Source organism: Halorubrum aidingense JCM 13560, assembly GCF_000336995.1.
Taxonomy (GTDB): Archaea; Halobacteriota; Halobacteria; order Halobacteriales; family Haloferacaceae; genus Halorubrum; species Halorubrum aidingense.
This window is the reverse complement of the sequence record NZ_AOJI01000022.1, coordinates 173,807-185,053: the sequence shown is the minus strand read 5'-3', so window position 1 is coordinate 185,053 and position 11,247 is coordinate 173,807. Positions and strand designations below refer to the sequence as shown.

Below are 11,247 nucleotides of genomic sequence, written 5' to 3'. Positions count from 1 at the left end.
GCGTCGACTCTCCGGCGGCACACAGACTCAAGTTCCGTCCGCGTGACAACTGGGTATGGAGCCCAAACGCTTCTTGTTCGTCTCCGCTGACGCCGCACTGATCACCGATCTGGCGTGGCAGGTCCGCGAGGAGGGCCACGACGTCAAGTACTACATCGAGGCCGAAAGCGATCGAGAGATCGGGGACGGCTTCGTCTCCAAAATCGACAATTGGGAGGCCGAGGTCGACTGGGCGGACGTGATCGTCTTCGACGACATCTGGGTCGGCTCCGACATCGGTACCGGCGCGCTCGCCCAGGAACTCCGCGAGGACGGGAACGCCGTCGTCGGCGGGACGCCGAACACCGATCACCTCGAAGAGGATCGCGGGTATGCGATGGATATTCTCGAAGAACACGGTGTGAACACCGTCGAACACCACATCTTCGACAGTTTCGACGCGGGGATACAGCACGTCCAAGAGAACCCTGCCCCGTATGTGATCAAACCGCTCGGCGAAGTCCAGAACGTCAAGCGCTTACTGTACGTCGGGAACGAGGACGACGGGAGCGACGTCGTAGACGTGTTGAAGGCGTACAAGAAGGCGTGGGGTCACCGGATGAAGGGCTTCCAGCTGCAACGCAAAGTAGAGGGTGTCGAAATCGCTATCTGCGGGTTCTTCAACGGGAACGAGTTCATTGACCAGGTCAATTTTAATTTTGAGCATAAGAAATTATTCCCAGGGAATATCGGTCCCTCAACTGGCGAGATGGGGACGTCGATGTTCTGGGCCGGCCAGAACAAACTGTTCAAAGAGACCTTCGGGAAACTCGAAGGCTGGCTCGCCGACGAGGGGTACGTCGGGAGCATCGACATCAACTGCATCGTGAACGAAAACGGGATCTACCCGTTGGAGTTCACGCCGCGGTTCGGGTACCCGACGATCGCGCTGCAAGAAGAGTCGATCGAATCGTCTACCGGCGAGTTCTTCTATGATCTCGCCCACGGCAACGACCCCGACGTAACCGTTCACAACGGCTACCAGATCGCGGTTCGGGTCGTCCTTCCGCCGTTCCCGTTCGACGACGAGAAGACGTACGACGAGAACTCCCGGAACGCCGCCGTCGTCTTCGACACGGAGAGTCGCGACGGGATCCACCTCGAAGACACGAAACGGATCGACGGCCAGTGGCGCGTCGCCGGCGAAAGCGGGATGCCGCTCGTCGTCACCGGCAAAGGCGAGACGATGCAGGCCGCGCGCGAGCAGGCGTACGACCGCGTCGACGACATCGTGATCCCCAACCTGTACTACCGCGACGACATCGGCGAGCGCTGGATCGACGGCGACGGGGATCGACTGCAAGCGTGGGGGTACCTCGGCCCGCACGCGGAGTGAGCCGCCGGTTCGGTGTCCGTCGCTCGGCCGCCGTGGCTCCACGACTTTTTAACGGTCCGGGTCCACTACTCGCGGTATGGCGAAGTACTCGACGGGCGACGGCGGCGGCGGCGACGACGGCGACGCCTGTGAGCTCTGCGGGCGCGAGACGACCGACCTCCAGCGAGCGACGGTCGCCGGGGCGAAGCTACTGGTGTGTTCGAGCTGCCGGCCGCACGACGACGCCGGGAACGCTCCCGGCGGGCGCGGCGGATCCGGCGGAGGCGGCGGAGGTGGCGGAAGCGCCGGCGGCAGTCCCGGCGGCGCGGGCGCCGACTCGACCGGACCCGAGAGCCGGAAAAAGGAGATCGCTCGGAAGCAGGCGAAGATGTACGATTCGGCGACTGGCGACTCCAAGCACTGGGAGGAGGGCGGCACCAACTACGAGTCGGACCGGCTCCCGTACCTCGTCTCCGGCTACGGGGAGGCCGTCGCCGAGGCGCGGCAGGCCGCCGGACTGACCGTCGAGGAGCTCGCGGCCGAGCTCGACGTCGACGAGGACGATCTGTTTGCGGTCGAGGACGGCCGCGCCGCGACCGCCGGCGTCGGCGGCTCCGTCGTCCGCGCCGTCGAAGAGCGGCTCGACGTGGAGATCGTCGACGAGTAGGCCGAGCGAATCGCAGCGGTCGTCACGGTACTTGAGGCCGCTCCCGACGTGCTCGGGCCCCAGATCACTCTTTGACGGCGTGGTGACGGCGTGGTGATAGCGTAGAATTGCGGCGTCTGCCGCCGGTGAGGTTACTCCGCGTCCGGCGCCGGTACCGCGATGACCGGCCGATCGGCGCCCAGGATCACGTCCTGCGTCACGCTCCCGAAGACGGCCTTCCCGGTCGGCCTGCGCTTCCGGCCCGACACGCAGATCGCGTCGGCGTCGACCGCCTCGGCGGCCGCGAGCAACTCGTCTGCGGGCTCGCCGCTCGCCTCGTAGTGCACGCAGTTCACGCCGGCCTCCGTGAGGTGTTCGCGGGCGCGACGGACCGCCGACAGCTGGTTGACCGAGGCGCCTTCGGGGTTGTCCTGAAACACGTGACACAGGTGCGCGGTCACCTCGTCCGCCGCCGTCGGGAGATCCGCGATCGCCGCGGCCTGTGCGATCGCTCGCCGGTCGTCCGCGGTATCGATGCCGATGATCACGTCATACATGATCGGCCGTTTGCATACCGGCCGTATAAATCGTACCGGAGTTCTCACGGCGCGAGTGAGCGCGATCCCCCGAGCACCCGCCTCTTTTATTCGGTGACGACGAACGGCGAGCCATGATCACGGTCAAAGACACCGTCCACGATCATATCGAGATCGACGGTGTCGCCGCCGACCTCCTCGACACGCCGGCCGTCCAGCGGCTCCGCCACATCAAACAGCTCGGTACGGTCCAGCTCGTCTACCCCTCCGCGAACCACACCCGCTTCGAGCACAGCCTCGGCGTCTACCACCTCGCGAGCCGGGCGCTCGATCACCTCGGGATCGGCGGGAAGCAGGCCGACCGAATCGAGGCCGCCGCGATGCTCCACGACGTGGGGCACGGCCCCTTCAGCCACAACCTCGAGACGCTCACGCACCGCCGCACCGGAAAGTACCACGACGACGTCGCCGAGCTACTCGCGACCGGCGAGGTCGGCGCGGTGCTGCGGGCGCACGACCTCGATCCCGACCGGATCGCCGGACTCGTCGCCGGCGAGGAGAAGTACGGCCAACTCGTCTCGGGAGAGCTGGACGTCGACCGGATGGACTACCTCGTGCGCGACGCGTATCACACGGGCGTCCCGTACGGCACTATCGACACCGAGCGGTTCGTTCGCGAGCTGACGTTCGTGGACGCCCCCGGCGACGCCGGTGCGCGATCTAGGCCGCGGCTCGTGTTGGACGAGGGGAACGTCCAGACGGCCGAGAGCCTGCTCCTCGCCCGCGCGCTGATGAATCCCGTCGTCTACACGCACCACGTGGCGCGCATCTCGAAAGCGATGCTGCGGCGGGCCGCGACCGACCTCCTCGACGCCACGGCGACGACCGCCCCCGAGCTCCGTCGGATGGACGACCACGACTTCCTCGCGGCGATCCGCGACTGTCGAGAGACGGACGACCTCTCCCGTCGGTACGACGAGCGCGATCTGTACAAGCTGGCGGTATGGGCCGAGTACGACGACGTTCCCGAGCGGATCCACGCGGCCGACCACGCGACCGAGGTGGCGCTCGAACGCGAGATCGGCGAAGAGGCTGGCGTCGACCGCGATCACGTCCTCCTCGACGTGCCGCCGGAGCCGTCGATGCGCGAGTCGACCGCGCGGGTCACCGTCAACGGCGAAGTGCGCCGGTTAGAGCGGCAATCGCCGCTCGTGTCCGCGCTCCGGACCGCTCAGCGCAACCAGTGGCGGCTCGGCGTGTACGCGCCCGCGCCGGCGACGGACCGGGTCGGCCGCGCCGCCGCCGACGTGCTCGGGATCGACTCCGACGGGCTCGTCGCCGAGGCCCGCGCCGCGATGCCGACGACGCTCGACGAGTTCTGAGGGACGGCCGCTCCGAACTCTGACGATCTGTTCCCGTGAGGTTTTAACCACGGGCTGGCGACCGTGAGGTATGCATCTGGAGGGGACGGTACTCGTCGGTACGGAGTTCGAGCCCGTCGAGGGGCGGGTGGTCGTCGCCGACGGCGAGATCGTCCGGATCGAAGAGGGACCGGTCGACGGCGACGACGTGATCCTCCCCGCGTTCGTCAACGCGCACACCCACATCGGCGACTCCATCGCCAAGGAGGCCGGCGAGGGGCTCTCACTCGACGACCTCGTCGCCCCGCCCGACGGGCTCAAACACCGGCTCCTCCGCTCGGCGAGCCACGAGGAGAAAGTCGCCGCGATGGCGCGGACGCTCCGGTACATGGAGTCGACCGGAACGGGGACGTTCATCGAGTTCCGCGAGGGCGGCGTTCCGGGCGTCGAGGCGCTCCGAGACGCCCTCGCCGGCGACGGGGTCGCACTCGGCGAGCGCGCGATCGACGCGGTCGCGCTCGGACGCGACGACCCCGACGTGCTCTCGGTCGCGGACGGCTACGGCGCTTCCGGCGCCCGCGACGCCGATTTCGACGCCGTGCGGGCCGACACCCGCGAGGCCGGCAAGCTGTTCGGGATCCACGCGGGCGAGCGCGACGCCGACGACATCAACCCGGCGATGGACCTCGAGCCCGACTTCCTCGTCCACATGGTTCACGCCGAAGCGATCCACCTCGATCGGCTCGAAGACCGCGGGACGCCCGTCGTCGTCTGCCCGCGGTCGAACCTCGTGACGAACGTCGGCGTCCCGCCGATCCGCGACCTCGCCGAACGGACGACAGTCGCGCTCGGCACCGACAACGTGATGCTCGACTCGCCGTCGATGTTCCGCGAGATGGAGTTCGCCGCGAAGCTCGCGGACCTGCCCGCCCGCGAGGTGCTCCGGATGGCGACGGTCAACGGCGCGGCGATCGCGGGGGAGAACCGCGGCGTGATCGAGCCGGGCGCCGACGCCGACCTGCTCGTCCTCGACGGCGACTCTGACAACCTCGCCGGCGCTCGCGACATCGTCCGAGCGATCGTCCGGCGCGCCGGGGCCGCCGACGTCTCGCGGGTCGTCCTCGGCGGCGAACCGGTCGGGAAAGAAACGATTTAGTCGTTGGCTCGTGCCCGGGAGTATATGCACGCGATCACTCGATCCGGCTGGATCGAGGTCATCTCGGGGTCGATGTTTTCGGGGAAAACGGAGGAGCTGCTCCGCCGGCTCCGCCGGTCTGAGATCGCCGGCCAGTCCGTCGCCGTCTACAAGCCGGCGGTCGACGACCGCTACGGCGAGACGACTATCGGGACCCACAACGGCCGCCAGTGGGACGCCCGGGTCGTCGCCAACGAGGGGGACGGCCCGCTGGCGATCCTCGACGACGATCCGTACCCCGAGGTCGTCGCGATCGACGAGGCGAACTTCTTCTCGAACGCCCTCGTCGACGTCTGTAACGTCCTCGCCGACAACGGCGTCCGCGTGATCGTCTCCGGGACCGATCAGACGTTCCGCGGCGAGCCGTTCGAGCCGCTCCCCCAGCTCGTGGCGACCGCCGAGTACGTCGACAAACTGCAGGCCATCTGCACGCAGTGCGGCGAGCCGGCCTCGCGGAACCAGCGGCTCATCGAGGGCGAACCCGCCCACACCGACGACCCGACGATCCTCGTCGGCGCCGAGGAGTCGTACGAGGCCCGGTGTCGCGACTGTCACGTGGTCAGAACCGGCGAGCGGGCGGCGAGCGAGCGCTCGTACCTGCCGGCCGAGGAGGAAGAGCGGGACGAGCGAGAGGGTCCGGTCGACGCGGCCGACGACTGACGGCCGCTACCGATCCGCCCGTACTCGGTGGTCAGACGAGAGAACACGCGATAGCGCGGCGGAGCCGCGCGGATCGGTGGCCGCTCCGGTCACGCGGTGAGCTGGTCACCGTCGGCGCCGCCGGCGTCGCTGGCGTCGTCGACGGAGTCCGACGCGTCTGATTCCGGGTCGTCCGCCGCGGTCGCGACCCGGTACAGCCCGACGAGCGCGGCGAGGACCAGCACTGCGCCCTCTATTCGGGCGGCGACGGGGACCCAGCCCCTCGGCTCGGCCTCGCCGGCGTTTCGGTACATGGCACGCGTCCACAGCCGGACGACCGATCGCGGGGCGAGCGTCTCGATCAGGCCGACGACACCGGTGACGAGCAGGAGTAGCGCTTTCATGACTCCTAGTTCGACGCGAGCGGACAAAAACGGTGCGCCGGTTCCGGACGGACGCAGGTCAGATCCCGGTGGCCACGTTTTCGGTCGGCGCTCCGCTTTCCGGTCGGCGCCTCTGCTCCCGCTCCGGTCAGATCGGATCCGCCGCGGCGAGATACCGGCGGCAGGTGGCGGCCGCCCACTCGCGGACCGCGGGGTCGTCGGACCACGCCACCGCGGCGAGCCCGTCTCCGTCGAACAGGCCGACGACGGCGCGCTCGGCGACGAGCAGGACGGCCACGGTCGAGTGGCCGTCGTGAACGAACGCGTCGACCCCGCGGTCCGCGAGCGCGCTCCGCACCGCGGGTCCAACTGCACCGGTGAGCCGCTCGCTCGCGGTGCCGGTGAGGACGAGTCGAACGTCGCCGCCGATCGACCCGGAGAGCCCGCGGGAGAGCCCCCGGACGAGCGCCGGATCGATTCGGGGAACGACGCCGACGATCGACTCGTTCTCTCCGGCTAGCAACTCGAGCGCCCGCGCCGACGGTGCCGGCCGGTCACCGCGCTCAACCACGCGGAGTCGACCGTCGAGCGCGTCGCCGAGATCACCGGCATCGACGCCGACGGCCGCCGCGACGAGCCGTCGGAGGACCGATCCCGGGCCGTCGCCGGTATCGCCGATGCCGCTGTTGCCGCCAGTGCCGCCGGTGCCGCCGGTACCGCCGGTGCCGCCGGTGCCGTCAGCGGTCGAGGGCATCGGAGCGGCGTCGCGACCGTCGGTCTCGTCAGGCATCGCCGCGCTCCCCGTTGGGGCGGGCGGGGTACGACTGCCGCCCGCCAGTCGACCGGCGGGCGAGCAGTCTGGCGCTCGCGCGGCGGCGATCGCCGGGGCGTTCCTGCGTCGTCTCGTCGTAGTACAGCACCGTCAGCCCGAGGCCGGCGCGGAGGAGCTCGTTCGCGGCGAATCGGTACCGGTCGTCGCTCGGCCCGGACGGCGCCGACGCGGCCGAGCGGAGGTGTCCCTCGACGAAGAGGTAGCCGCCGGGAACGAGCGCCTCGGTCAGGTCCGCGAACCGATCGAGGGTGTGGAAGTAGCTCATCGTGATCAGCTCGTACGCGTCGGTCGGGAACCCGTAGGTCGAGACGTCGCCCTGGATGGTCTCGACACGCCCTTCGAGACCGCCCGTCGCAGCGCGCTCGCGGACGATAGCGAGCCCCTCCCGCGAGGCGTCGAGCGCGTCGACGGCGTATCCGCGGTCGGCGAGGAACACCGCGTTACGTCCCGTGCCGGCGGCGACGTCGAGCGCTCGGCCGTCGGGGATCTCGGGTTCGTACGCGCGCAGCACGTCGGCGGGGTCCGGCGCGCGCGGGTACTCGCCGGCGGCGAATCGCTCGTCCCAGTCGGTCATACGGATCGATCGCGCCCCGGCGGGCGTAAACCCCACGGGGGTGGGGCCCGGAGCGGGCGTATGGACGCAGGCCACGACGCGGACGAGCCGATCGAGCCGATCGAGGCGACGCTCGGCGCGCTGTTGACCGAGCGCGAGGAGACGCTCGCGGTCGCGGAGTCGCTGACGGGGGGACTCGTCGGCTCGCGGGTGACCGACGTGCCCGGCGCGAGCGCCTACTTCGACCGGGGGTTCGTCACCTACGCGTACGACGCCAAACGCGAGCTGCTCGGCGTATCGCGCGAGGCGCTCGACGCGGAGGGCGCCGTGAGCGCCCCGGTCGCCGAGCAGATGGCGGCCGGCGCGCGCGACCGAGCGAACACGACGTGGGCGGTCGCCACGACCGGCATCGCCGGCCCGGGCGGCGGCACCGAGGCGAAACCCGTCGGGCTCACCTACGTCGGCGTGGCGTACGCCGCCCCGTGGGGTACCGAGGAGTCGTTCGTCCGCACGGAGCGGGTCGTGCTCGACGGCGACCGCGCCGCGGTGAAACGGGGCGCCGCCGACGCCGCGCTCGAGGCCCTCGTGCGGACGATCCGCGAGGTGGAACCGGTGAGTGAGACGGACGAGTGAGTCGGGCGAGTGAGATGAGGGAACCGAGCGCGCGGGAGAAGTTCTGAGAGGCGTCTCACTCGATGTAGGCGTTGCCGACGACCGCGATCAGGAGCGCTGCGACGACGATCCACGCGATCGGCTCGGCGGCCAGCAACCTGATCGGACGGGCGACGGACTCGTCGAACCCGAACAGCGCGCCGGCCGACAGCGCCGCGGCGAGCACGAGCAGGGCGACGACGCCGGCGACGCCGAGCAGCGCGGAATCGGTCCGGTCCATGCGACCGATCCGGCTTCAGTCCATATAAACGGATCCGAGAGAAGGGCGCCGAGAGACGGAAAACGAGCCGTACCAAGCCAGGGCAGGGATTTGAACCCCGGAAGTCTCGATTACAAGTCGAGTGCATGAACCGCCCATGCTCCCCTGGCGCAGGCGGGCGTACTCGGTCCTCGTATGAGTGCGTGTCGCTTTCGGCGAGCGACGACGCCGGGCGAGGATCAGGCGGGGTCGTCGGTCGTGCCGGTCTCGTTGCCGTCGGCGTCTGTCGGTGTCCGGCCCGAGTCGGTCGGTGTTCGGTCCGGGTCGGCCGACAGCGACTTCGTCAGCTCGACGCGATGGGGTTCGTAGCCGTGGTCGGCGTAGAACGCCCGGGCCCGCTCGTTGTCCGCGAGCGCCTCCAGCGCGACCGCGTCGGCGCCCGCCTCCCGGAGCGCATCCTCGGCCGCGCACAACAGCGCGGTCCCGACGCCCTCGCCGCGGCGCTCGGGCGCGACGAACAGGTTGCTCACCACTCCTCGCGTTCGGTCGCGTTCGTACCCGCCGTGATCGAGCCCGAAGCCGACGAAGCCGATCGGGTCGCCGTCGCGGGGGTCGGCGGGGGAGTTGTCGTGAGCGCCACCGCGGTCGTCCGTGTCGCCGTCCCCGGGGTCGGCGGCCGCCGTCTCGCGCGCGACGAGCAGTTCGCCGGTGACGGCCGCTCGCGCGGCCCACTCGCGGACCGCGCCGCGGTTGTCGTCCGCGAGCAGCGTGGAACCGTACCGCCGCTGTCCCGCGGCGAGCGCGACCCACATATCGGTCACCGAATCGATGTCGTCGACGGTCGCGGGCTCGATCGTGACGCGCGTGCGGTCGCCGTCGCTCATTCGGCTGTCGTTCGGAGCGGTGCGTGTTGAGCCTGCCGCCCGCTCACACGTCTCGGCACTCCGGACAGACGGCCTGTCCGTTCGCGGACACGAGGTCGGGAACGAGCGCGCCGCAGCTCTCGCACACGCCCTGCGTCGCCGATCCCGACGCGTCGGTCGACGACGACGCCACGGCGGGGTCGATCCCGCCGTTCGTGCCCGCCATCGGCGCGTCGGCCGCTCGGGTGTCCTCCAGCGCCGCCTCGTCGGCCACCACGTCGTGTGCTCCGTTGCCGGTCCTGGGCGCGCCCGCGGCGAGCGCGTCCTCCGCGGTGACGACGCCGACGGCCGCCCCGTCGTCGACTGCCACGACGCGATCCGCGCCCTCGGAGACGAGACGTTCCTCGACGACGGCGAGCGCGTCGTCCGGCGCCACCGTCGGCAGGGGCGGTCCCATGACGGACCCGACCGTCGGCCCGTCGGTATCGAGGGAGCCGGCGTCGAGCAGCGCGCCGAGCGCGTCCCGGCAGCCGAGTCGGCCCACGGGCTCACCCCCGCGCAGCACGACCAGGCAGTTCGTGCCTTCGTCGACGAGCAGGGCCGCCGCCTCCGCCAGCGGGTCGGACTCGCTCACGCCGAGGAACTCGCGGTGCATCACGTCCCTGACCGTGGTGTCTGTTCGCATACAACGTGGATATGACGCAACCGGCTAAAAGCTGCCCCCGGTATCGTTATAAGAATTCCCGGCGTAGACGGGCGATCGGCACGGAAGCGGCGGTCTCGCTCCCGTCCGGACGGCGCCGACAAAAAGGAGGCTTCAAACCGTCCGGCGACCGAACGGCGGTATGACCATTCCCTCGTTCGTGATCGGGATCGCGGGGGGGACGGGCGCGGGGAAGACGACCGTCTCCCGGCTCGTCACCCGCGACCTCGGCGACAGCGTCACCCGCATCCCGCTCGACAACTACTACCAGGACCTCTCGCACCTCGACTTCGAGGAGCGACAGTCGATCAACTACGATCACCCGTCGGCGTTCGAGTGGGAACTCCTCCGCGAGCACCTCGAAGCGCTCCTCGAAGGGCAGTCCGTACAGATGCCTCAGTACGACTTCGAGGTCCACAACCGCAAGCCGGAGCGGATCACCGTCGAGCCGACCGACGTCATCGTGCTCGAAGGGATCCTCGCGCTGTACGACGAGGAGATCAACGAGATGATGGACCTCCGCCTGTTCGTCGAGACCGACGCCGACGTCCGCATCCTCCGGCGGATCCGGCGGGACGTCATCGAGCGCGGCCGCGACCTGGAAGGCGTCATCGACCAGTACCTCTCGACGGTGAAACCGATGCACGAGCAGTTCATCGAGCCGTCGAAGAAACACGCCGACGTGATCATCCCGGAGGGCGCGAACAGCGTCGCGATCAACCTCCTCGAAGAGAAGCTGCGCGCCGAGGTCGAGGGCGACGCCGTCCGAAGCTGGGAACGCGGCAGCCTCGAAGAGGAACTCGGCGAGCAGCGCTCGCTCGACGTCGACGGCGACGACTGAACAGATCGGACCGGGCGAAAAGTGTGACCGCGACCGTGTTCCAGCCCGTCCGTGGCCACCGGCGAAACGGCAGCGGTCGAGAGCGGGAGTGAGTATCGAAGACCGCCGACGGCAACGTGGTTTATAAATAACCAAGAGCGGCAGCGACAACTATTTATAAATGAACAACTGCGGTGGCGCGCTCCGGTGAGCGCCTTATAAAGGCGCGAACCGAGCGCGAGGGAGTCGGGCGTCCGGAGCGAAGCGGAGGGCGCCCGACGAGGCTGGGGAGGCGTGAGGCTGCGGTTGCGGTGCCGTGCCGTACGGATAAGCCGTTAGCACCGGTTCTGCCGCGCTCAACGACTGATAAACAGCCGACAGCAACACCACTCGATCACTGATAAACAGCCGACAGCAACACCACGCTTTCACTTATAAACGATCGCTCCACCGCGTGCAACACCCACTCCCGCAATCGCTCGGACGATGCG

At 69.4% G+C, this 11,247-nt stretch carries 14 protein-coding genes and 1 tRNA gene; 7 read left to right on the top strand and 8 right to left on the bottom strand.

The features are described from left to right. The first annotated feature begins 55 nt into the window (after nucleotides 1-55). The gene (locus C461_RS07765; protein ID WP_008000126.1) at nucleotides 56-1,375 is read left to right on the top strand and encodes a phosphoribosylamine--glycine ligase; all 1,320 of its coding nucleotides are present in this window, start codon (nucleotides 56-58) and stop codon (nucleotides 1,373-1,375) included. A gap of 76 nt (nucleotides 1,376-1,451) precedes the next feature. Next, nucleotides 1,452-2,021 carry a helix-turn-helix domain-containing protein gene (locus tag C461_RS07760; RefSeq protein ID WP_008000124.1) on the top strand — a complete coding sequence of 190 codons (570 nt, stop codon included), beginning with the start codon at nucleotides 1,452-1,454 and terminating at the stop codon, nucleotides 2,019-2,021. A 131-nt stretch (nucleotides 2,022-2,152) separates the two neighbouring features. Here the strand turns inward: C461_RS07760 and C461_RS07755 are convergent, their stop codons facing one another. Beyond that, nucleotides 2,153-2,557 carry a universal stress protein gene (locus C461_RS07755; protein WP_008000122.1) on the bottom strand — a complete coding sequence of 135 codons (405 nt, stop codon included), beginning with the start codon at nucleotides 2,555-2,557 and terminating at the stop codon, nucleotides 2,153-2,155. A gap of 113 nt (nucleotides 2,558-2,670) precedes the next feature. Between C461_RS07755 and C461_RS07750 the strand changes: the two genes are divergently transcribed. The 3 genes from C461_RS07750 to C461_RS07740 all read left to right on the top strand — a co-directional run bounded on the left by C461_RS07750 (nucleotide 2,671) and on the right by C461_RS07740 (nucleotide 5,752). Further along, the gene (locus C461_RS07750) at nucleotides 2,671-3,918 is read left to right on the top strand and encodes an HD domain-containing protein (protein ID WP_008000120.1); all 1,248 of its coding nucleotides are present in this window, start codon (nucleotides 2,671-2,673) and stop codon (nucleotides 3,916-3,918) included. A 70-nt stretch (nucleotides 3,919-3,988) separates the two neighbouring features. Beyond that, nucleotides 3,989-5,053 (top strand): amidohydrolase family protein, encoded by a 1,065-nt coding sequence (locus C461_RS07745; protein ID WP_008000118.1) that lies wholly within the window; start codon nucleotides 3,989-3,991, stop codon nucleotides 5,051-5,053. A 24-nt stretch (nucleotides 5,054-5,077) separates the two neighbouring features. After that, nucleotides 5,078-5,752: a thymidine kinase gene (locus tag C461_RS07740; protein WP_008000116.1), complete on the top strand. Its 675-nt coding sequence runs from the start codon at nucleotides 5,078-5,080 to the stop codon at nucleotides 5,750-5,752. 89 nt (nucleotides 5,753-5,841) lie between these two features. On the opposite strand, the gene C461_RS07735 is transcribed toward C461_RS07740, so the two are convergent. The 3 genes from C461_RS07735 to C461_RS07725 form a co-directional block, all read right to left on the bottom strand. Next, nucleotides 5,842-6,135 carry a hypothetical protein gene (locus C461_RS07735; protein WP_008000113.1) on the bottom strand — a complete coding sequence of 98 codons (294 nt, stop codon included), beginning with the start codon at nucleotides 6,133-6,135 and terminating at the stop codon, nucleotides 5,842-5,844. 127 nt (nucleotides 6,136-6,262) lie between these two features. Continuing rightward, nucleotides 6,263-6,793, bottom strand: coding sequence for a transcriptional regulator FilR1 domain-containing protein (locus tag C461_RS07730; protein ID WP_049906467.1), 531 nt, complete (start codon nucleotides 6,791-6,793; stop codon nucleotides 6,263-6,265). A gap of 103 nt (nucleotides 6,794-6,896) precedes the next feature. After that, nucleotides 6,897-7,520: a class I SAM-dependent methyltransferase gene (locus tag C461_RS07725; RefSeq protein ID WP_008000109.1), complete on the bottom strand. Its 624-nt coding sequence runs from the start codon at nucleotides 7,518-7,520 to the stop codon at nucleotides 6,897-6,899. 60 nt (nucleotides 7,521-7,580) lie between these two features. Here C461_RS07725 and C461_RS07720 point away from each other — a divergent pair, with 60 nt between their 5' ends. Then, entirely contained in the window at nucleotides 7,581-8,132 is a 552-nt protein-coding gene (locus C461_RS07720) for a CinA family protein (protein ID WP_008000108.1), read from the top strand. A 55-nt stretch (nucleotides 8,133-8,187) separates the two neighbouring features. Here the strand turns inward: C461_RS07720 and C461_RS07715 are convergent, their stop codons facing one another. The 4 genes from C461_RS07715 to C461_RS07700 all read right to left on the bottom strand — a co-directional run bounded on the left by C461_RS07715 (nucleotide 8,188) and on the right by C461_RS07700 (nucleotide 9,918). Continuing rightward, nucleotides 8,188-8,391: a hypothetical protein gene (locus C461_RS07715; RefSeq protein WP_008000107.1), complete on the bottom strand. Its 204-nt coding sequence runs from the start codon at nucleotides 8,389-8,391 to the stop codon at nucleotides 8,188-8,190. 75 nt (nucleotides 8,392-8,466) lie between these two features. After that, a tRNA-Thr gene (locus C461_RS07710) sits at nucleotides 8,467-8,540 on the bottom strand. A 69-nt stretch (nucleotides 8,541-8,609) separates the two neighbouring features. Continuing rightward, a complete protein-coding gene (locus tag C461_RS07705; protein WP_008000106.1) occupies nucleotides 8,610-9,254 on the bottom strand; it encodes a GNAT family N-acetyltransferase in 645 nt (214 codons plus the stop codon). A gap of 43 nt (nucleotides 9,255-9,297) precedes the next feature. Beyond that, on the bottom strand, nucleotides 9,298-9,918 hold the full coding sequence (locus C461_RS07700; protein ID WP_049906429.1) for a CBS domain-containing protein: 621 nt from the start codon (nucleotides 9,916-9,918) through the stop codon (nucleotides 9,298-9,300). Between the two features lie 160 nt (nucleotides 9,919-10,078). Here C461_RS07700 and udk point away from each other — a divergent pair, with 160 nt between their 5' ends. After that, a complete protein-coding gene (gene udk / locus C461_RS07695) occupies nucleotides 10,079-10,777 on the top strand; it encodes a uridine kinase (RefSeq protein WP_008000104.1) in 699 nt (232 codons plus the stop codon). Nucleotides 10,778-11,247: the final 470 nt, after the last annotated feature.

Coding starts and splice junctions, on each gene's coding strand:
- C461_RS07750 (WP_008000120.1), top strand. CDS start 2,671: ATGATCACGGTCAAAGACACCGTCCACGATCATATCGAGATCGACGGT.
- C461_RS07765 (WP_008000126.1), top strand. CDS start 56: ATGGAGCCCAAACGCTTCTTGTTCGTCTCCGCTGACGCCGCACTGATC.
- udk (WP_008000104.1), top strand. CDS start 10,079: ATGACCATTCCCTCGTTCGTGATCGGGATCGCGGGGGGGACGGGCGCG.
- C461_RS07700 (WP_049906429.1), bottom strand. CDS start 9,918: ATGCGAACAGACACCACGGTCAGGGACGTGATGCACCGCGAGTTCCTC.
- C461_RS07740 (WP_008000116.1), top strand. CDS start 5,078: ATGCACGCGATCACTCGATCCGGCTGGATCGAGGTCATCTCGGGGTCG.
- C461_RS07755 (WP_008000122.1), bottom strand. CDS start 2,557: ATGTATGACGTGATCATCGGCATCGATACCGCGGACGACCGGCGAGCG.
- C461_RS07715 (WP_008000107.1), bottom strand. CDS start 8,391: ATGGACCGGACCGATTCCGCGCTGCTCGGCGTCGCCGGCGTCGTCGCC.
- C461_RS07705 (WP_008000106.1), bottom strand. CDS start 9,254: ATGAGCGACGGCGACCGCACGCGCGTCACGATCGAGCCCGCGACCGTC.
- C461_RS07735 (WP_008000113.1), bottom strand. CDS start 6,135: ATGAAAGCGCTACTCCTGCTCGTCACCGGTGTCGTCGGCCTGATCGAG.
- C461_RS07760 (WP_008000124.1), top strand. CDS start 1,452: ATGGCGAAGTACTCGACGGGCGACGGCGGCGGCGGCGACGACGGCGAC.
- C461_RS07745 (WP_008000118.1), top strand. CDS start 3,989: ATGCATCTGGAGGGGACGGTACTCGTCGGTACGGAGTTCGAGCCCGTC.
- C461_RS07725 (WP_008000109.1), bottom strand. CDS start 7,520: ATGACCGACTGGGACGAGCGATTCGCCGCCGGCGAGTACCCGCGCGCG.
- C461_RS07720 (WP_008000108.1), top strand. CDS start 7,581: ATGGACGCAGGCCACGACGCGGACGAGCCGATCGAGCCGATCGAGGCG.